This window comes from Mesorhizobium sp. WSM4806 (assembly GCF_055811635.1).
This window is the reverse complement of sequence record NZ_JBVVQZ010000035.1, coordinates 1-18,397: the sequence shown is the minus strand read 5'-3', so window position 1 is coordinate 18,397 and position 18,397 is coordinate 1. Positions and strand designations below refer to the sequence as shown.

Genomic DNA, 18,397 nt, shown 5'->3' with positions numbered 1-18,397 from the left:
ACGGCGCAAGGACAATAAGGTTCGTTATGAAATTTCTCTGGGATTCAGCGCTCGGTCTTTTGCTCGTCACCGGCGGCCTGCTCGGCCTGACGCTGCCGTTCGGCAAGATCGCTACGGCGGCCGGTGTTTCGGCCATGGTCTGGGCCCTCGTCATCTCGCTCGGCGCCGGCGGCGTGCTTTTGTGCGCCTTGCTGCTGCGCGGACAACGCATCCGGCTCACCCCGCACAGACTGCGTTATTTCTTCGTCACCGCGGCGGTGTCCTATGCCCTCCCCAATCTCTTGATGTTCTCGACCATTCCGCATCTCGGCGCCGGCTACACCGGTATCATGTTCACGCTGTCGCCGGTGGTTACACTGGTGTTTTCGATCCTGCTCGGCGTCCGGCGTCCCAATCTGCTTGGTATCGTCGGCATTGCCGTCGGCTTCGTTGGTGCTGTCATGGTGGCGGTGACGCGCGGCGAGGCTGGCCAGCCGGCCGAATTTTTCTGGGTGGCGGCGGGGCTGCTCATTCCGGTCAGCCTTGCCGCCGGCAATATCTACCGCACGGTCGACTGGCCGCTAGGGACCGGACCGATCGAGCTTGCCGTCGGCAGCCATCTGGCATCGGCCGCGCTGCTTCTTTGCGGCATCTTCACGCTGCAGGGCGGCGGTTCGCTCGCCCTGCTCGCCGGCGTGCCGCTGGTCGTCGTTGGGCAGGTCGCATCAGCCGCGGCGATGTTCGCTTGCTTCTTCCGGCTGCAGGCGGTCGGCGGCCCGGTCTATCTCAGCCAGATCGGCTATGTCGCGGCGGCGGTCGGATTGTTTGCCGGGACGATGTTTCTCGGCGAGCACTATCAATTGCTGACCTGGGCCGGCGCTGCCATCATTGTCGCCGGCGTGTTCATCACCACCAAGGCGCAAAGCCAGATCGCCCCGAAGACGCAAAGTCAGACGGGTGAGAAGGTGGCGGCGTGAGAAGGCGTCGTGAGAAAGTTCAGGCGGGTGCCTTCTCTGCCAGAACCATGTAGTTGACGTCCATGTCCTTCGAACGCTGCCAGCGGTCGGCGAGCGGATTGTAGGTGACGCCGGTGCGGTCGATGATGGTCAGGCCAGCGCCGGCAAGCGCCTTTTCCAACTCGTCTGGCCGCACCAGCTTGCCGAACTGGTGAGTGCCGCGCGGCAACCAGCGCAGCACATATTCGGCGCCGATAATGGCCAGACCGAGCGCCTTCAGCGTGCGGTTGATGGTGGCGACGACCATGATGCCGCCGGGCTTGAGCATCTCGCCGCATTTGGCCACGAACAGGTCGATGTCGGCAACATGCTCGACCACTTCCATGTTGAGGATGACGTCGAATTTCTCACCGGCGTCAGCCAGGTCCTCTGCTGTCGTGGCACGGTAATCCACCGTCACGCCGACCTCCGCCGCATGCAGCCTGGCCACTTCGATGTTGGTGGCGGATGCGTCGGCGCCGACCACTTCGGCGCCAAGCCGCGCCATCGGCTCGCACAACAGCCCGCCGCCGCAGCCGATGTCGAGGATGCGCAGGCCCTCGAACGGCCGCGCCGCGCGCGGGTCGCGGCCGAAGCGCGCCGCCACCTGGTCGCGTATATAGGCAAGCCGGATCGGATTGAACTTGTGCAGCGGGCGGAATTTGCCGTTCGGATTCCACCATTCGGCGGCAAGAGCGGAAAAACGCTCCACTTCTCCGGCATCGATCGTCGATCGTCGGGGTTCTGGCATCGTGTGGTCTCCCGCAGACTCAAAAATTCAGAGCGCGATCGGGCGCAAAACCGGATACCACTTTTGCTGATCGCGCTCTGGTGCGCTAGGAAGTCGGTCGAGAGCCGGCGAATGTCAAGGCAGCAAATTTCGGCTGTTGCCGGCTGCGCCTCTGCGACAGGCGTTCGGGTAGGCGCGTTGCGCTCGTATGTCGCCTTCGTCGCCTAAGGGGGCAAGCAGGGGGGGGCAAGCGGTGGCACGCCTTGCGAAACCCAAAGCATTTGGCTAAGGAGGCCGCGAATTCAGCGGCTGGCCCAGCCCGACGCTCCGTTTCCGTTTTTCGGCCGCCGTTTCGGCACCCAGTCAAAGGCATTTCGCTTCCATGGCGCGAATCGTGATGAAATTCGGCGGGACCTCCGTCGCCGACATCGTCCGCATCCGCAATGTGGCGCGCCATGTCAAACGCGAGGTCGATGCCGGCCATGAGGTCGCGGTGGTCGTCTCGGCGATGGCCGGCAAGACCAACGAGCTCGTGCAGTGGACGCGCGAAGCCTCGCCGATGCACGATGCCCGCGAATATGACGCCGTCGTTGCCTCCGGCGAGCAGGTGACCGCCGGCCTGCTGGCGATCGCGCTGCAGAACATGGGCGTCCATGCCCGTTCCTGGCAAGGCTGGCAGATCCCGATCAAGACCGACAATGCGCATGGCGCGGCGCGCATTCTCGACATCGACGGCGCGTTCCTGATCAAGCGCTTCGGCGAGGGCCAGGTGGCGGTGGTCGCCGGCTTCCAGGGCATCGGGCCGGACAACCGCATCGCGACGCTCGGCCGCGGCGGTTCCGACACCAGTGCTGTCGCCATCGCGGCGGCGGTCAAGGCAGACCGCTGCGACATCTACACCGACGTCGACGGGGTCTACACCACCGACCCGCGCATCGAGCCGAAGGCGCGGCGGCTGGCCAAGATTTCCTTCGAGGAAATGCTTGAAATGGCCTCGCTCGGCGCCAAGGTCCTGCAGGTACGCTCGGTCGAACTTGCCATGGTGCACAGGGTGCGTACTTTCGTGCGGTCGTCCTTCGACGATCCCGACGCGCCGGGAATGGGGGATTTGCTCAATCCGCCCGGAACGCTTATTTGCGACGAGGAAGAGATCGTGGAACAGCAGGTCGTCACCGGAATTGCCTACGCCAAGGACGAAGCGCAGATTTCGTTGCGCCGTGTCGGTGACCGGCCCGGCGTCGCCGCCGGCATTTTCGGGCCGCTGGCCGAAGCCAACATCAATGTCGACATGATCGTCCAGAACATTTCCGAGGACGGCAAGTTCACCGACATGACCTTCACCGTGCCGTCCGGCGATGTCGACAAGGCGCTTGCCGTGCTCGAGCGGCTGAAGACCACGATCGGCTATGACGTCGTGCAGTCGGAAGCCGGCATGTCGAAAGTCTCCGTCATCGGCATCGGCATGAGGAGCCATGCCGGCGTCGCCGCCACCGCCTTCAAGGCGCTGGCCGACAAATCGATCAACATCCGTGCGATCACGACATCCGAGATCAAGATTTCGATCCTGATCGACGGTCCCTACACAGAACTTGCTGTTCGCACTTTGCATTCCATCTACGGTCTGGATAAGCAGTAGCAGACTGCTCGGTCCGGAAATCGGAGGTCGATCTTCGGAAAGCACGATGCAGCAGTTCGAAGTCTTGGAGCGTCCTTTGTGGGTCCAATTGGACCGACGCCGCTCTATTTGAGTTGTTGCGTGAGCGCCGGCCGCGGGAGAAACTGCGGCGGGCATAATGTCCATTGGAGAACAAGCCGCGATGCGTGATACGGCCAGTGGCCCGCGCGTTTTGCTGAAACGGCTCCGCGAGCTCATGCAGGAGCCGCTGGAGCCGCAGGAGCGGCTCGACCGCATCGTGCGCGACATCGCCGCCAATATGGTCGCTGAAGTGTGCTCGCTCTACGTGCTGCGCGCCGATTCGGTGCTCGAACTCTATGCCACCGAGGGCCTGAATCCGAAGGCCGTCCATTTGGCGCAGCTCAGGCTGGGGGAAGGCCTCGTCGGCACGATCGCGGCCTCGGCACGGCCGCTCAATCTCTCCAACGCGCAGGAACATCCAGCCTTCGCCTACCTGCCGGAGACGGGGGAGGAGATCTACAATTCCTTCCTCGGCGTGCCGGTGCTCAGGGCGGGGCGCACGCTCGGTGTGCTGGTCGTCCAGAACAAGACCATGCGCCACTATCGCGACGACGAAGTCGAGGCGCTGGAAACGACGGCGATGGTGATCGCCGAGATGATCGCCACCGGCGACCTTGCCCGGCTGACCCGGCCCGGCCTCGAACTCGATCTGCGCCGCCCGGTGAGCTTTACCGGCCTGTCCTTCAACGAGGGCGTCGGACTTGGCCATGTCGTGCTGCATGAGCCGCGCATCGTCGTCACCAATCTGTTCAACGAGGACAGCGATGAGGAGATCAAGCGGCTCGATGCGTCGCTCGGTTCGCTCCGGCTCTCCATCGACGACATGCTGGAACGCCGCGAAGTCGCCTTCGAGGGCGAGCACCGCCAGGTGCTCGAAGCCTATCGCATGTTCGCCAACGACAGCGGCTGGGTGCGCCGGTTGGAAGAGGCGGTACGCAACGGCCTGACGGCGGAAGCGGCGGTGGAAAAAGTGCAGAGCGACATGCGTGCCCGCATGCTGCACATGACCGATCCTTATCTGCGCGAGCGGATGAGCGATTTCGACGATCTCGCCAACCGGCTGCTGCGCCAGCTGATGGGGCGCGGGCCGGACGATGTCGCGGTCTCGCTGCCGAAGGACGCCATCATCGTCGCCCGCTCGATGGGGGCCGCCGAACTGCTCGATTATCCCAGAGACAAGCTGCGCGGGCTGGTGCTGGAGGACGGCGCAGCGACCAGCCACGTCGTTATCGTGGCGCGGGCCATGGGCATACCGGTTGCGGGCCAGATGAAGGGCGCCGTTTCCATGGCGGAAAACGGCGACGCCATCATTGTCGACGGCGAAGAAGGCGCCATCCACCTGCGCCCCCAGCCGGACCTCGAAGCCGCCTATGCCGAAAAGGTCCGCTTCCGGGCGCGGCGGCAGGAGGTCTATCGCGAGCTGCGCAAGAAGCCGTCGATGACCAAGGACGGCGTCCAGGTCGACCTTTTGATGAATGCGGGCCTGGCCGTCGATCTGCCGCAGCTTGCCGAGGCCGGCGCCGCCGGTATCGGCCTGTTCCGCACCGAGCTGCAGTTCATGGTCGCCTCGACCTTTCCGCGGGCGGAAGCCCAGGAACGGCTCTACCGTGACGTGCTCGACGCGGCGCGCGGCAAGCCGGTGACATTCCGCACCATCGATATCGGCGGCGACAAGGTGCTGCCCTACTTCAAGGACACGATCCAGGAAGAGAACCCGGCGCTCGGCTGGCGCGCCATCCGCCTGACGCTCGACCGGCCGGGCCTGTTGCGTACCCAGATCCGAGCGCTTTTGAAGGCATGCGGCGGGCGTGAACTGAAGCTGATGCTGCCGATGGTGACGGAGCTCGGCGAGATCGCCCAGGCGCGCGAAATCATCGATCGCGAAGTGCGGCATCTGTCGCGTTTTGCCCATCATCTGCCGACCAGCCTGAAGCTCGGGGCCATGCTGGAAGTGCCTTCGCTGCTGTTCCAGCTCGATGAGCTGATGAAGGCCGTCGATTTCGTCTCGGTCGGCTCGAACGATCTGTTCCAGTTCGTCATGGCGGTCGATCGCGGCAACACGCAGCTCGCCGACCGCTTCGATGTGCTGTCGACGCCGTTCCTGCGCGCGCTGAAGCAGATTGCCGACGCCGGGGTGCGCAATCAAACCCCGGTGACCTTGTGCGGCGAGCTGGCCAGCAAGCCGATCTCGGCGATGGCGCTGATCGGCCTTGGCTACCGATCGATCTCGATGTCGCCGGCCTCGATCGGTCCGGTCAAGGCGATGCTGACGGAACTGCCGCTGGCCGAGCTGGAAGCGTTCTTCGACGACAATCTCATGGCGCCGGCCCAGGGGTTGCCGATGCGGGCGCTGCTGCAGGCCTTTGCCGACGACCGCTCCATTCCGTTGTAAATTCACGTGAGGGCGGCCTGCAAATGTCGATTTTCTGCGCTTCCGGTGCTCATGTACCTAATTGTACATTCCGCTCCGGTTCTCGAAACTCGTCATTTCGGCTCGCCCTGACGTGAATCTTATCGAAGTTCCAGGATCATGATCAACCTGCCCCGCGACCGTATGGATCAAGTCGTCAAGCGTTTCGACATGCTCGAAGCGCAGATGTCGGCCGGGCCGGCGGCGGACGCCTATGTCAAGATGGCGTCGGAATATGCCGACATGCAGGAGATGGTGGCTAAAATCAGGGCGCTGCGCACCGCCGAGCATGAACAGGCCGACCTGCAAGCGATGCTCGCCGACAAAAGCACCGATGCCGAAATGCGGGCACTGGCCGAGGCCGATCTGCCGGAGGTCAAGGAACGCATCGAAGCGCTGCAGAAGGACATCCAGATCCTGCTTTTGCCCAAGGATGCCGCCGACGACAAGAATGCCATCCTCGAAATCCGCGCCGGCACCGGCGGCGACGAGGCGGCTCTCTTTGCCGGCGACCTGTTTCGCATGTACGAACGCTATGCCGCGGCACGCGGCTGGCGTTTCGAGACGGCGTCGGCCAGCGAGGGCGAGGTCGGCGGCTACAAGGAAATCATCGCCACGATTTCGGGCAAGGGGGTCTTTGCCCATCTGAAATTCGAGTCCGGCGTGCATCGTGTGCAGCGCGTGCCGGCGACCGAGGCCGGCGGGCGCATCCACACCTCGGCGGCGACGGTTGCCGTGCTGCCTGAAGCGGAAGAGGTCGACATCGACATCAGGGCCGAAGACATCCGCATCGATACGATGCGCGCCTCGGGTTCGGGCGGCCAGCACGTCAATACCACCGATTCGGCAGTGCGCATCACCCATCTGCCGACCGGCATCATGGTCGTACAGGCGGAGAAGTCGCAGCACCAGAACCGGGCCAAAGCCATGCAGATCCTGCGCGCCAGGCTTTACGACCTCGAGCGCAGCAAGGCTGACGAGGAACGCTCCGAATCGCGCAAATCGCAGGTCGGTTCGGGCGATCGCTCGGAGCGCATCCGCACCTATAATTTCCCGCAGGGCCGCGTCACCGACCATCGCATCAATCTGACGCTCTATAAGCTCGACCGGGTGATGATGGGCGAACTCGACGAGATCATCGACGCGCTGATCGCCGATCACCAGTCGAAGCTGCTCGCCGATATCGGCCTCGATGGCTGACAGTCTGCCCAGTAGGCCGGTGTGGCTTTGAATTCGAAATTCGTATCACGTTGGGGCAGCGCAATGACGAATTTCGGATTCAAAATCACACCAGCAGATTGCTGGTATCTAGGTGGTGGATTTGAGGTCCCTGGACGCTGATGCCAACAAATAGCAGGAACCTCAAATCCACCACACTAGGGCTGCTGCTGAAAGCGGCGCGGGCACGCCTTGCTGCGGCCGCAGTCGCCGATCCGGCGCTGGATGCGAGGCTGATCGTCGAACATTTTTCCGGTACGACCCGCACACAAGCCATCGCCGATCCCGAATGCGGTGTCGACGCCGGCGCGATTGCCGCGATCGATGCAGCCTTGAGGCGGCGGGTCGCCGGTGAGCCGGTGCATCGCATCCTCGGCCATCGCGAGTTCTATGGCTTGCGCCTGTCGCTGTCACCGGAAACGCTGGAGCCGCGACCGGACACCGAAACGCTGGTCGAAGCGGTGCTGCCCTTCGTGAAGGCGACAGCGGGACGGCAAGGCGAGTGCCGCATCCTTGATCTCGGCACCGGCACCGGCGCCATCGCGCTGGCGCTGCTCAGCGCCGTTCCGGCGGCGGTCGCCACCGGTGTCGATATTTCGCAAGGCGCGCTGGTGACCGCCATGCGCAATGCCGGGGAATTGGGGTTGGCCGATCGGTTCCAGGTGCTCAAATCCGACTGGTTCGAAAAAGTTTTTGGCCGATACCATGTAATTGCCGCCAACCCGCCCTATATAGCGTCCATAGACATCGAAAATCTGCAGGGCGAAGTCCGCGATTTCGATCCGCGCCAAGCCCTCGATGGCGGCGTGGACGGTCTGAGTCCCTACAGGATTATCGCCGCCGAGGCGGCAGGTTTTTTGGAAGCCGAGGGCAGGATTGCGGTCGAGATCGGCCACACCCAACGTAAAGAGGTCACGGGCATATTCTCCGCAGCCGGCTATATGCCGGCGGGGGTATTCCGCGACTTTGGCGGAAACGAGAGGGTTCTGATCTTTGAACTGACAAAGCCGTGATGCAGTGCAAAAAAAGCGCTTGGCAATGCCGGGGAATGCGGCTAGGGTCGCCTTAACCGGATGAGACGAAGCAGGCAGTGCTCTTAGCGATTCGGTTTCCTTGGAAATAGCTGCCTTCTTGCGCAAACGACGCCCAAGCTTCGTGCGGGAATCGTCCGGCAAGTGATGTAACCGGAACAGGATGACACGTGGCGCCAACGCAATCGATGCGGGCGAACGCCGGTGAAGAGACGAAACGGCTGGCTGCATGAGCGCCTCCGTTCGTGAAAAAGTTTTCGAAAATTTCAAAATGAAGAGAGTCGAATGAGGCCACAACAGCAGAACAGGCGCATGCGCGGTCGCAACAACAATGGCGGCGGCAACAACAATAACAACAACCGCAAGGGTCCAAATCCCCTGACGCGCAATTACGAGAGCAACGGTCCGGACGTGAAGATCCGCGGATCGGCTCAGCAGATTGCCGAAAAATACGCAACCCTTGCCCGTGACGCGCAAAGCTCCGGCGACCGGGTGATGGCGGAAAACTATCTCCAGCACGCCGAGCACTACAATCGCATCATCGCTGCCGCGCAGGCGCAGCTGCCGATCCAGAGCGCTCAGCAGAACCGCGACGATTTCGACGATGACGGCGACGAAGATCGCGACGAGTTCGACAATGCCGGCAACAGCAATGTCGGCGAGACTGCGGCTCCGGTGGTCAACCACGGTGCAGGCCCGCAGCCGGTCATCGACGGCACGCCGGCCGAATTGACGTTCAACCAGGAAAACGGCCGCGACAATCGTGATGCCAGTGGGCGTGATGCCAGTGGGCGTGATGCCAGTGGGCGTGATGCCAGTGGGCGCGATGCCGGCGGGCGTGACAACCGCCATCGCGACCGTCGCCCCAATGGCGGCTACGGCCAGAACGGCCAGCGCGGCGAATTTGGTGCGCGCGGCGAGCAGGGCGGACAGCGTGGCGATCAGAACCGGCGCAACGAGAGACCGGTTCAGAACGAAACCCCCGTGCAGGCGGAAGCTGTGTCTCCGAACGAGCCTGTTTCTGTGGCCGAACCCGCGCCGCAGTTCGAAAGCTTTTCGCCTGCGGCTCTGGCTGCCCAGGCCGAGATGAACGAAGCCGCCGCCGAAAGCGGCGCTGCCCGCCGCCCCAGGCGTCCGCGCCGTCCGCGCGTCAATGCTGATCAGGTGGCTGATCAGGTGGATGGCGGTAACGACAATGCTGGCGGCGATAACGTGAATGCTGCTCCGGCGGAAGACGCCGGTGGCGAGCCCACCATCGTCGACGTCAACAACTGATCGAGCAAGGCCCAGGCATTCCTGGACGGCGGAGAGGAATCTCCGCCGTTTTTGTATGTGCGCGCCCCGGGAAATATTATGAGGCCGCCGTTATCGGGACGTCTTGAGGGTCCGTGGATTGCGCCCCATATCTCGCGTGAACAGGACCCGGCTCGAACGGGCGGGTCCGTCACCGCAATCTGATCCGGTGCCGCAAAGCGGGCCGGTGACGGAAGGAGACAGATATGAACCTTGAAAAGTATTCCGAGCGCGTGCGCGGCTTCATCCAGTCGGCGCAGACCCTGGCGCTCTCGCGCAACCACCAGCAATTCACCCCCGAACATATATTGAAAGTGCTCGTCGACGACGACGAGGGCCTGGCAGCGTCGTTGATCGAGCGCGCCGGCGGCAGCGTCCGCGACGTCAAGCTGGGCGTCGAGACGGCACTTGAGGCGATGCCCAAGGTGGAAGGCGGCAACGGCCAGCTCTATCTGGCGCAACCGCTGGCCAAGGTGTTCTCGACCGCCGAGGAACTGGCAAAGAAGGCCGGCGACAGCTTCGTGACGGTCGAGCGGCTGCTGACGGCGCTGGCGGTCGAGAAATCCGCCAAGACCGCCGACATCCTGACGAAGGCCGGCGTGACGCCACAGGCGCTGAACCAGGTGATCAACGACGTCCGCAAGGGTCGCACGGCCGATTCGGCGAGCGCCGAGCAGGGCTATGATGCGCTTAAGAAGTACGCGCGCGATCTCACCGCCGACGGTCGCGCCGGCAAGCTCGACCCGGTCATCGGCCGCGACGACGAGATCCGCCGCACCATCCAGGTGCTGTCGCGCCGCACCAAGAACAATCCGGTGCTGATCGGTGAACCCGGCGTCGGCAAGACGGCGATCGCCGAAGGGCTGGCGTTGCGGATCGTCAATGGCGACGTGCCGGAATCGCTCAAGGACAAGCAGTTGATGGCGCTCGATATGGGATCGCTGATCGCCGGCGCCAAATATCGCGGCGAATTCGAGGAGCGGCTGAAGGCGGTTCTTTCGGAAGTCACCGCTGCGGCCGGCGGCATCATCCTGTTCATCGATGAGATGCACACGCTGGTCGGCGCCGGCAAGGCGGATGGCGCCATGGATGCGTCGAACCTGTTGAAACCGGCGTTGGCACGCGGCGAACTCCACTGCGTCGGGGCCACGACGCTCGACGAATACCGCAAGCATGTCGAGAAGGATGCCGCCCTTGCCCGCCGCTTCCAGCCGGTGTTCGTCAATGAGCCGACGGTGGAAGACACGGTCTCCATCCTGCGCGGCCTGAAGGAGAAATACGAGCAGCACCACAAGGTGCGCATTTCGGATTCGGCGCTGGTCGCGGCAGCGTCGCTGTCCAACCGCTACATCGCCGACCGCTTCCTTCCGGACAAGGCGATCGACCTTGTCGACGAGGCCGCGTCGCGGCTGCGGATGCAGGTCGATTCGAAGCCCGAAGCGCTGGACGAGATCGACCGCCGCATCATGCAGCTCAAGATCGAGCGTGAGGCGCTGAAGGTCGAGAAGGACGACGCGTCGAAGGACCGGCTCGCCCGGCTCGAAAAGGATCTTTCCGCCCTGGAAGAGGAATCGACCGAACTGACCTCGAAGTGGCAGGCCGAGAAGCAGAAGCTCGGGCTCGCAGCCGACCTGAAGAAACAGCTCGACGAGGCGCGCAACGAGCTCGCCATCGCCCAGCGCAAAGGTGAATTCCAGCGCGCCGGCGAGCTTGCCTATGGCAAGATTCCGGAGCTCGAAAAGAAGCTGACACAGGCCGAGGCGCAAGACGGCAAGGTCGGCATGGTCGAAGAGGTGGTCACCCCCGATCACGTCGCCCACATCGTGTCGCGCTGGACCGGCATTCCGGTCGACAAGATGCTGCAAGGCGAGCGTGACAAGCTGCTGCGCATGGAAGACGAAATCGGCAAGCGTGTCGTCGGCCAGGGCGAGGCGGTGCAGGCTGTGTCGAAAGCCGTTCGCCGTGCCCGCGCCGGCCTGCAGGATCCGAACCGGCCGATCGGTTCGTTCATGTTCCTCGGACCGACGGGCGTCGGCAAGACCGAACTGACCAAGGCGCTTGCCAGCTTCCTGTTCGACGACGAGAGCGCCATGGTGCGCATCGACATGTCGGAGTTCATGGAGAAGCACTCGGTCGCCCGGCTGATCGGCGCGCCTCCCGGCTATGTCGGCTATGAGGAGGGCGGCGCGCTGACTGAAGCGGTGCGGCGCCGCCCCTACCAGGTCGTGCTGTTCGACGAGATCGAGAAAGCGCATCCGGACGTGTTCAACGTGCTGCTGCAGGTGCTCGATGACGGCCGCCTGACCGACGGTCAGGGCCGCACGGTCGATTTCCGCAACACGCTGATCATCATGACGTCGAACCTCGGCGCCGAATATCTGGTCAGTCTCGGCGAGAACCAGGACGTCGATGTCGTCCGCGACGAGGTGATGGGAGTCGTCAGGGCGTCGTTCCGGCCGGAGTTCCTCAACCGCGTCGACGAGGTGATCCTGTTCCACCGGCTGCGCCGCCAGGATATGGGCCGCATCGTCGAGATCCAGCTCAAGCGGCTGGAAAGTCTGCTCGTCGATCGCAAGATCACGCTTTCGCTGGATCAGGAGGCGATCGACTGGCTGGCCGCCAAGGGCTACGATCCGGCCTATGGCGCGCGACCGTTGAAGCGGGTGATGCAGAAGGAACTGCAGGATCCGCTGGCGGAGAAGATCCTGCTCGGCGACATCCTCGACAGTTCGACCGTCAAGGTCACCGCTGGTTCCGACCGGTTGAACTTCCGGTCGAAGCCGACGATCGTAGCGACCGAGGCGGCGGCCTGATTTTCGAGGCCGCCGCATAATCAAAAAATTAAACGGGGGCGCAGATGACGTTGGACGACTACAACAGCTTCTGCGCCTCGCTGCCGTCGGCGACCCATGTCGTCCAGTGGGGCGGTGCTCATGTCTGGAAAGTCGGAGCCAAGGTCTTTGCGATCGGCGGTTGGAGCGATGGCAAGGAGCCGTTCGTCACCTTCAAATGCTCCGACATCGCTTATGACATCTTGAAGGAACAGCCGGGCCTTCGGCCCGCGCCCTATCTTGCCTCACGCGGCATGAAATGGATCCAGCGCCAGACAAGCCAAAGCATGGACGATGACGCGCTAAAAGACTATCTGCGCGAAAGCCACCGCCTTGTCGTGCTCAAGCTGACGAAGCAGGCGCGCAAGGAATTGGGATTCGCCGCCAGCTAGTGTTCTTGCTCCAGGCCGCCAGAAATCCGCCATCTTCATGCCCGGTTCATGTTGGAACCTTATGGTTGGCAACTGATTTGCTGGCGAAGGGTTCGCCTGCCGCAAAGGCCCGAAAATCGAATTGGATTTTCGGAAAGCATGATGCGGAGTTTTTTAAGTGTTAGAGCGTCCCTGCGCGTCCGAAGGGACGCGCGGCGCTCTAAAGAGACAACGCCGGGCGGCGGCAATTACGGACCGGAGAATTTGGCCAGCATGTTCCGCACGATCTTCACCCTTTCGGCGTTCGCCGCCGGGCTGCTTTCTTCGAGTGTAATGGCCGCGCCGACGCAGGACATCGCGCCGCGATCTGCCCGCGCCGCGGATGCCCGAGCCGCGGATAGCCATGCTGTGCTGGTCGCCCAGAACGGCGATTTCGACGTCTACTACGACGCCAGAGGAAACCGCGTCATCGTCGATACGGAAACCGGCAAGGTGCTCGCCATCCAGCCGCCGCAGACCAGGTTCGATCGCCGCGCACTCCGCCGCGAGGGCTTGCGCAATCTCGGACCGGTCGAGGACGACCGCTATTATCTCGACGATCCGGAGGACACGGCGCGCTTGCGCCGCAGGCAATTGGAAGAGGAGGGCCTGATCGTCGTACCGCCGGTCGAGGAATATGATCCCTACGGCGATCCGGTAGACGCTTTTCCCGAAGCACCGCTGGATGGCGGCAACTATGGCAACAATTATCCGGAAGCGCCGCAGCCGGTAAGGCCGCGCACCGTCAAGCGCCAGCCGCTCAACGAGGCTGCGATCGAACCGGTCGAACCGACGGCGCCGGGCGACCAGGCGGCACTGCCGCCAAAGATCGACGGGAAGATTGTCGTCGATCCGTCGCTTTCACTCGGTGCACGCCAGGAGGTCGCGGCGCTGCAAGTGCTGCTCGACCGCGCCGGCGCTTCGCCCGGCGTCGTCGACGGACGCTTCGGCTCGAATGTCGACAAGGCGCTCGCCGCCTACAACGAGATCACCGGCAGCAATCTGCGGTCGACCGATGTGGTCGGCATCCAGGCGGCGCTTGAGCAATCCGGCGGCGATGCCTTCGCCTCCTACAGCATCACGCCCGAGGATGCGGCCGGCCCCTATGTCGCCTCGGTGCCGGAAGACTACGGCCAGAAGGCGCAACTCGAACGGCTGAGCTATACCTCAGTCACCGAAGCGCTGGCCGAGCGGTTCCACATGGACGAGAACTATCTGAAGGCGCTCAATCCGGAAGCCAATTTCAACCGTCCCGGCACGATCATCAAGGTCGCCAATTTCGGCAGGCTGGTGGCCACGCCGGTGGCACGCATCATCGCCGACAAGGGCAAAAAGCAGGCCCGCGCCTATGACGCGTCGGGCAAGCTGATCGCGGCCTATCCAGCCACCATCGGCTCGGCTGACACGCCTTCACCCACCGGTACGCATGCGGTGTCGCGGGTCGCTCTCGACCCGAACTACACCTACAATCCGAACATCAATTTCAAGCAGGGCGAAAACAACAAGATCCTGACCATCCCGCCGGGCCCGAACGGCCCCGTCGGCTCGGTCTGGATTGCGCTGGACAAGCCGACCTACGGCATTCACGGCACACCCGACCCCTCCAAGATCGGCAAGACCGAAAGTCATGGCTGCGTGCGGCTGACCAATTGGGACGCGCGCGAACTGGCAAAAATCGTGTCGCCGGGCGTCACGGTGGAATTCATCGACTGAGCCCTATCCCAAATCATCGCGCAGTCCTGGGTCAACCCGGGAGCAGGCTCTTTGGGCGACGTGATCCTGTTCTGGTTTCAACGACAGCAACCCTCTGGCCGGTTGTTGCCGGCGGATAGGAGGTCTAAGCAGGCTTCATGCGTTCTCCAAGCGAAGTGGGCGCCGAAGCCGTCCCCCTGGTCAGGCCGCTGCCGGCCGATACGTTCTGCCCGCAATCGCGCCGCAGGTTCGTGCTGATCGCGGCGATCCTGGCTTCCGCGCTCGGCTTCATCGACGGCTCGATCCTGGCCATCGCCACGCCGGCGATCCGCGTCGATCTTGGCGCCAGTTTCGCCGAGGCACAGTGGATTTCAAACGCCTATGCGCTGACGCTTTCGGCACTCATCCTTGTTGGCGGCGCCGCCGGCGACCGTTTTGGCCTGCGGCATGCTTTCGTGGCAGGCATCGCGCTGTTCATTGCCGCCTCGCTTGCCTGCGCGGTGGCGCCGAATCCACCAATGCTCATTGCGTTTCGCGCCATTCAGGGCATCGGTGCTGCCATCATGGTGCCAGGCAGCCTCGCCATTATCGCCAAGGCCTATCCGAAGAAGGAGCGCGGCAGGGCGATCGGCATCTGGGCGGCAGCCTCAGCGCTGACGACGGCGCTTGGCCCGGTGCTGGGCGGCGTTGTCTTGTCGGCCTTCGGCGACGGCATCTGGCGGGTGATCTTCGCGGTCAATCTGCCGCTTGGTCTTGTCTCGATCTATCTTCTGCTCGCCAAGGTCCCGGCCGACGCACCGACCGAAAAGCGCAGCCTCGATCTCGGCGGGGCTGCACTCGCCACCTTGGCGTTCGGAGCGCTTGCCTACGGCTTGACTTCGATGAGCGCAGAGGGCGAGGGGCAAATGTCCGGCCCGAGCATTGCCGCCGGCGCGGTGCTGCTCATCGTGTTCATTGTCTTCGAGCGCCGCCAGCGCGAACCGATGATCGATCTCTCGCTGTTTCGGGTCGGCGCCTTCGCCGGCGCCAATGTGGCGACCTTCTTCCTCTATTTCGCACTGTCGGCCAACCTGTTCTATCTGCCGATGCTGCTCATCGCCGGATGGGGGCTGAGCGCCGCCGAGGTCGGCTTCATCTTCCTGCCGCTGTCGGTCTTGATCGCGCTGTTGTCGGGGCCGGTCGGCCAGTGGTCCGACCGGATCGGTCCGCGTTTTCCGATCGCCAGCGGCAGTCTCGTCGTCGCTGTCGCCTTTGCCGGGCTTGCCTTGCTGGCCTATGCCGGCATCCACAGTTTTTGGTGGGGCGTGTTTCCGCTGATGGCGCTGATGGGGCTCGGCATGGCGCTGGTGGTGTCGCCGCTGTCGACGGCGGTGATGACGGCGGTCGAGGACAAGGATACCGGTGCTGCCTCGGGAATCAACAATGCCGTCTCGCGCATTGGCGGCCTGATCGCAGTGGCGGCGATGGGGTCACTGGCGGCCTGGGTCTATGCAGCCGTGCTGAACAGCGGTGCCGCATCCGGCATTCCGGGTTTCGGCGAACCGGCGCCGGATGTCGATGCAGCAAGGCTTGCCGCCAGCGACGCAGCGTTCGCAGCAGTCGCCTTGGTGACCGCGCTGCTTTGCCTGCTCTCGGCGATCGTGGCGTGGACAACTGTTTCCGGCGAGCGACTGCCATGGCCGCGTGGATCCGAGGCTCCGCAGCGCTGAGCAGCCAGGCCCAACTCGGCTCAGCCTTCGATCTTGGCGCTCGCGACCTTCAGCGAATCATTGTCTTCCTGCTTGAGCAGATCATCGATGCGCCCGCGCTCGCGCTTGAAGGCAACGAGGTCGTCGCCCTTCAGCACCTTGCCGACCGGCAGGCGAACGCGCATCGGGTCGACCTTGGTGCCGTTGACGATCAGCTCGTAGTGGAGATGCGGACCGGTGGCGAGGCCGGTCTGGCCGAGAAAGCCGATGGTCTGGCCTTGGCGGACGCGCACGCCCGGCGCGATGCCTTTGGCAAATGCGCTCTGGTGATTGTAGGAGGTCTCGTAGCCATTCGCGTGACGGAGGATGATCTGTTTGCCATAGCCGCCGGCCCAGCCGGCCTTCTCGACGACACCGTTGCCGGCGGCGATGATCGGCGTGCCGATGGCGGCTGACCAATCGACGCCGGTATGCAAGCGCACATAGCCGAGGATCGGATGCCTGCGGGCACCGAAGCCGGAGCGGAATTTTCCTGCGGGCAGGGGATTGCGCAGCAGGAATTGCTGGGCGCTGCGGCCGTCCTCGTCGAAATAGTCGGTGCTGCCGTCCTGCATCTGGAACCGGTAGAAATTACGCGTCGTGCCGCCGAAGCTCGCCGAGACATAGAGCAGCTCGGATTCGTCGGATGCCCGGTCGTCGCCATCCGGCTGCGAGAACAGCACCTCGATGCGGTCCGACGGATTGAGCCGCGACTGGAAATCGACGCCGGACGCCAGGAGCTTGATCAGCCGCTTGGTCATCGCCTTGGACATGCCGTAGGAGTAGGCGGCGCGGTAGATGCCGTCATAGACGTTCGGCAGATTGCCGCGCACCACCACCGGCGGCGAATCATCGAACGCGGTCAGCAATTCGGGATTGGGCTCCGGCTCCTGCGCCGGCACATATTGGCCGTGATCATCGAGCGCGATGGTGACGATATGCTGGGCCCTGTCGTAGATGCCGGTGCGAACGACCTTGGCGGCGTCGCCATGGATCTCGAGGCCGACCCGCAGCACGGTTCCCGCCTTGAGCGCTGTCGCATTCAGCAATTTGGCGATCGCCTCGGCCATACCGGTGGCGTCCTCGCCGGTATAGCCCGAATCGGCGAAAGCCTCGACGATGTTGCGGTCCCTGGTGAAGGGGATGATCTCCTCGGCGAAGGCCGGCGCCTGATCGTCGGGGGCAGCACGCGGCGACACCGAGACGTTTTCCGGAACGATCCTGACGTCGTAGGAGCCGGCCATGCTCTCGGCGAATGCATCGCCGAATCGCTGCGGGTCGACATAATGCAGCGAGGCGACCTGCACGGCGCCGTCGCTCAGACCCGTGCCGGCCTCGCGCACCACCTTTTCCACCTCGTCGGCGGACAAGTCACTCTTTTCGTCGAACGCTGCCGTCTCGATTGGGAAATCGACCGTTTTCAGGCTCAACTCGCTTTCGACCTTGGCGCCATAGATCTGGCCCGCGGCGGCGGTCGCCGGCTGACCGGCATTGCCGTCGCGGTCGTCGCCAAACACCTGCATCGGATTGAAAGGCGGATAGGCGCGGCTGGTCGTGTGCCCGGCGGCAAGCGCCATCTTGATCTGCACGAAAGGCATGGTGTGGATGACATCGCGGTCGCCGACCTTGGTCACCATCGGCACTTCCATGCGCCGGCGGTCCTTGGCCTTGGCGATCTGGCGCGGCGCCACCAGCCTGGTGGTCTTGGCGATCTCGCCTGAATCGTCGCCTCTCGCAAGGCTGATCAGTTCGGCGATTTCGGGCGGCGTCGCCAATTGCTGACGGCCGTCGAGGGCTGCGAACAGCGCCACACCCATCAGCACGCTCGACGTCACGCCGGTAAGAAAAGTGCCCGACAGCCAGCGCGCCGAAACCTCGCGCCGGTCGGGCGGGCCACTGCGACCGTCCGCAATCAGCGGCGGCTCGTTGCCGAGTTCGGCTATGACATTTTCCGTATCTGGCATCCAGAAAGGCTGCTTCTTCCCCGGGCGGGACGGCTTGTCGCTTTTGTTGTGGCCATGACATTTGCCTGTCACGGCGGGCGAAGTCAACGAAGCGGCTGGCTTCGGCCGAGATCCCCAGTCATACTTCTCTCTTAGTGGCTCTCTTAGTGGCTCTCTTACAGTCTCTTGTAAGGCGCCGCGCCAGTGGTGCTGCGCCAGCTTCGTTGACGTCGGTGTCAAACCGCAATGCGGCGGCAATAGGGCTCCGTGGCGGTGTTCGGCTTTGTTATTCCCATGCCGCCGCGGAAGTCGGCTACCGAAAATCGGCGCCGCAATCTTTCGTCGCAAAAAATTCAAAAAAGACCGAAATGGTTGTTGACACTTTGGATGGGCGCCGACTATATACGCCTCACCAACGAGGGCGGCGCGCCGCTGGCGACGA

12 protein-coding genes are annotated in these 18,397 nt (G+C 63.6%); 10 read left to right on the top strand and 2 right to left on the bottom strand.

From position 1 onward, the window contains the following. Positions 1–26: 26 nt before the first annotated feature. Entirely contained in the window at positions 27–956 is a 930-nt protein-coding gene (locus tag AC0L2M_RS33250) for a DMT family transporter (RefSeq protein ID WP_473537057.1), read from the top strand. 19 nt (positions 957–975) lie between these two features. On the opposite strand, the gene ubiG is transcribed toward AC0L2M_RS33250, so the two are convergent. Then, positions 976–1,725 (bottom strand): bifunctional 2-polyprenyl-6-hydroxyphenol methylase/3-demethylubiquinol 3-O-methyltransferase UbiG, encoded by a 750-nt coding sequence (gene ubiG, locus AC0L2M_RS33245; RefSeq protein ID WP_091600073.1) that lies wholly within the window; start codon positions 1,723–1,725, stop codon positions 976–978. Between the two features lie 361 nt (positions 1,726–2,086). Between ubiG and AC0L2M_RS33240 the strand changes: the two genes are divergently transcribed. From AC0L2M_RS33240 to AC0L2M_RS33200, 9 genes are all read left to right on the top strand, one after another. Next, on the top strand, positions 2,087–3,340 hold the full coding sequence (locus AC0L2M_RS33240) for an aspartate kinase (protein ID WP_023797301.1): 1,254 nt from the start codon (positions 2,087–2,089) through the stop codon (positions 3,338–3,340). A 181-nt stretch (positions 3,341–3,521) separates the two neighbouring features. Beyond that, complete coding sequence (ptsP, locus tag AC0L2M_RS33235; RefSeq protein WP_473537056.1) at positions 3,522–5,792, top strand: phosphoenolpyruvate--protein phosphotransferase; 2,271 nt, start codon at positions 3,522–3,524, stop codon at positions 5,790–5,792. Positions 5,793–5,930: 138 nt separating this feature from the next. Continuing rightward, complete coding sequence (gene prfA / locus AC0L2M_RS33230; RefSeq protein WP_027153339.1) at positions 5,931–7,010, top strand: peptide chain release factor 1; 1,080 nt, start codon at positions 5,931–5,933, stop codon at positions 7,008–7,010. Positions 7,011–7,150: 140 nt separating this feature from the next. Beyond that, complete coding sequence (prmC, locus tag AC0L2M_RS33225; protein ID WP_128169835.1) at positions 7,151–8,041, top strand: peptide chain release factor N(5)-glutamine methyltransferase; 891 nt, start codon at positions 7,151–7,153, stop codon at positions 8,039–8,041. 303 nt (positions 8,042–8,344) lie between these two features. Beyond that, a complete protein-coding gene (locus tag AC0L2M_RS33220; RefSeq protein WP_473537055.1) occupies positions 8,345–9,334 on the top strand; it encodes a DUF4167 domain-containing protein in 990 nt (329 codons plus the stop codon). 224 nt (positions 9,335–9,558) lie between these two features. Beyond that, positions 9,559–12,165, top strand: coding sequence for an ATP-dependent chaperone ClpB (gene clpB, locus AC0L2M_RS33215; RefSeq protein ID WP_128177596.1), 2,607 nt, complete (start codon positions 9,559–9,561; stop codon positions 12,163–12,165). A gap of 44 nt (positions 12,166–12,209) precedes the next feature. Further along, a complete protein-coding gene (locus AC0L2M_RS33210; protein WP_027153335.1) occupies positions 12,210–12,575 on the top strand; it encodes an MmcQ/YjbR family DNA-binding protein in 366 nt (121 codons plus the stop codon). Positions 12,576–12,827: 252 nt separating this feature from the next. Further along, positions 12,828–14,306: a L,D-transpeptidase family protein gene (locus AC0L2M_RS33205; protein WP_128169832.1), complete on the top strand. Its 1,479-nt coding sequence runs from the start codon at positions 12,828–12,830 to the stop codon at positions 14,304–14,306. Positions 14,307–14,443: 137 nt separating this feature from the next. Beyond that, a complete protein-coding gene (locus tag AC0L2M_RS33200; RefSeq protein WP_023797308.1) occupies positions 14,444–15,994 on the top strand; it encodes an MFS transporter in 1,551 nt (516 codons plus the stop codon). A 20-nt stretch (positions 15,995–16,014) separates the two neighbouring features. On the opposite strand, the gene AC0L2M_RS33195 is transcribed toward AC0L2M_RS33200, so the two are convergent. Continuing rightward, positions 16,015–17,976, bottom strand: coding sequence for a M23 family metallopeptidase (locus AC0L2M_RS33195; RefSeq protein ID WP_023797309.1), 1,962 nt, complete (start codon positions 17,974–17,976; stop codon positions 16,015–16,017). Between the last annotated feature and the right edge of the window lie 421 nt (positions 17,977–18,397).

Bases quoted from the DNA above. Each gene is read 5' to 3' on its own strand.
- ptsP (WP_473537056.1), top strand. From the start codon at position 3,522: ATGCGTGATACGGCCAGTGGCCCGCGCGTTTTGCTGAAACGGCTCCGC.
- prfA (WP_027153339.1), top strand. From the start codon at position 5,931: ATGATCAACCTGCCCCGCGACCGTATGGATCAAGTCGTCAAGCGTTTC.
- AC0L2M_RS33220 (WP_473537055.1), top strand. From the start codon at position 8,345: ATGAGGCCACAACAGCAGAACAGGCGCATGCGCGGTCGCAACAACAAT.
- clpB (WP_128177596.1), top strand. From the start codon at position 9,559: ATGAACCTTGAAAAGTATTCCGAGCGCGTGCGCGGCTTCATCCAGTCG.
- prmC (WP_128169835.1), top strand. From the start codon at position 7,151: ATGCCAACAAATAGCAGGAACCTCAAATCCACCACACTAGGGCTGCTG.
- ubiG (WP_091600073.1), bottom strand. From the start codon at position 1,725: ATGCCAGAACCCCGACGATCGACGATCGATGCCGGAGAAGTGGAGCGT.
- AC0L2M_RS33195 (WP_023797309.1), bottom strand. From the start codon at position 17,976: ATGCCAGATACGGAAAATGTCATAGCCGAACTCGGCAACGAGCCGCCG.
- AC0L2M_RS33250 (WP_473537057.1), top strand. From the start codon at position 27: ATGAAATTTCTCTGGGATTCAGCGCTCGGTCTTTTGCTCGTCACCGGC.
- AC0L2M_RS33240 (WP_023797301.1), top strand. From the start codon at position 2,087: ATGGCGCGAATCGTGATGAAATTCGGCGGGACCTCCGTCGCCGACATC.
- AC0L2M_RS33200 (WP_023797308.1), top strand. From the start codon at position 14,444: ATGCGTTCTCCAAGCGAAGTGGGCGCCGAAGCCGTCCCCCTGGTCAGG.
- AC0L2M_RS33210 (WP_027153335.1), top strand. From the start codon at position 12,210: ATGACGTTGGACGACTACAACAGCTTCTGCGCCTCGCTGCCGTCGGCG.
- AC0L2M_RS33205 (WP_128169832.1), top strand. From the start codon at position 12,828: ATGTTCCGCACGATCTTCACCCTTTCGGCGTTCGCCGCCGGGCTGCTT.